The following is a 1,402-nucleotide window of genomic DNA, read 5'->3' on the forward strand; positions in this document are numbered from 1 at the left end:
CTAACATTTTATTAGTAAGCATGCTCGTTTTGTCACCCGCTGATGCTTACCGTTAATTAATATAATCACTTGTATTAAATAGACTTTCTTTAAAAATATAAGACACTCTGTTATTACAAATCGTGCATGCCGTCTATCCTGCTTGCACGATGCACATTATCTAACCCAAAGAACTCATAACACTTTAATTTATTTAGCATTAAATTAAAACTCTACCGGTAAACAAGCATCTCTAGGCGTAAAAAACAGGCACTTTTTTAAATCCCAGCTAGAATAGGCTGTATAGGCAGACAGTTGCAAGACAAGGAGCGTTTTATGTCTAACAGTCCATTTTTAAATTCTATACGCACGGATATGCGGCAAAAAGGTTATGCGCTGAAAACTGAAAAAACTTACCTGCACTGGATTAAGCGTTTTATTCTGTTTCACAAAAAACGTCATCCTCAGACCATGGGCAGTGAAGAGGTCAGGCTGTTTTTATCCAGCTTAGCAAACAGCAGACATGTAGCCATAAACACGCAGAAAATCGCTTTAAATGCCCTAGCTTTTTTGTACAACAGGTTTTTACAACAGCCGTTGGGCGATATTGATTATATCCCTGCAAGCAAGCCTAGACGGCTACCCTCTGTTATCTCTGCAAATGAAGTGCAACGCATTTTGCAGGTTATGGATACTCGCAACCAAGTTATTTTTGCGCTGCTGTATGGTGCAGGTTTGCGCATTAATGAATGCTTGCGTTTGCGGGTTAAAGATTTTGATTTTGATAATGGCTGCATCACTGTGCATGACGGTAAGGGTGGGAAAAGCAGAAACAGCCTACTGCCCACGCGCCTAATCCCAGCAATAAAACAACTCATTGAGCAAGCGCGGCTTATTCAGCAAGACGACAACTTACAAGGCGTAGGGCCATCGCTGCCTTTTGCTTTAGATCGCAAATACCCTTCTGCTTATCGACAAGCGGCGTGGATGTTTGTCTTTCCCTCCAGCACGCTCTGCAACCACCCGTATAACGGCAAATTATGCCGCCATCATCTGCATGACTCCGTTGCGCGAAAGGCATTGAAGGCAGCCGTACAAAAAGCAGGCATCGTTAGCAAGCGTGTCACTTGTCATACATTTCGTCACTCGTTTGCTACGCATCTATTACAAGCGGGGCGTGATATTCGCACTGTGCAAGAACTCTTAGGGCATACCGATGTTAAGACCACGCAAATCTATACGCATGTGTTGGGTCAGCATTTTGCCGGCACCACCAGTCCTGCGGATGGACTGATGCTACTTATCAATCAGTAAAAGTAGATAAATATCTTTATGTAGCCCTGAGTAGCCCCTGATACTTTTTATGGTGAAAAAGATAAACAATCATAGAGGGGATAAATATGAGCCAGTTCTACCATTGTTC

At 42.7% G+C, this 1,402-nt stretch carries 1 protein-coding gene; it reads left to right on the forward strand.

What is annotated here, in order from left to right:
* Positions 1–315 precede the first annotated feature (315 nt).
* Complete coding sequence (gene intI2 / locus KU392_RS14230) at positions 316–1,293, forward strand: class 2 integron integrase IntI2 (protein WP_063962748.1); 978 nt, start codon at positions 316–318, stop codon at positions 1,291–1,293.
* The last annotated feature ends 109 nt before the right edge of the window (positions 1,294–1,402 follow it).

Origin of the sequence: Advenella alkanexedens (assembly GCF_019132845.1) — a bacterium.
Classification (GTDB): domain Bacteria; phylum Pseudomonadota; class Gammaproteobacteria; order Burkholderiales; family Burkholderiaceae_B; genus Advenella; species Advenella alkanexedens.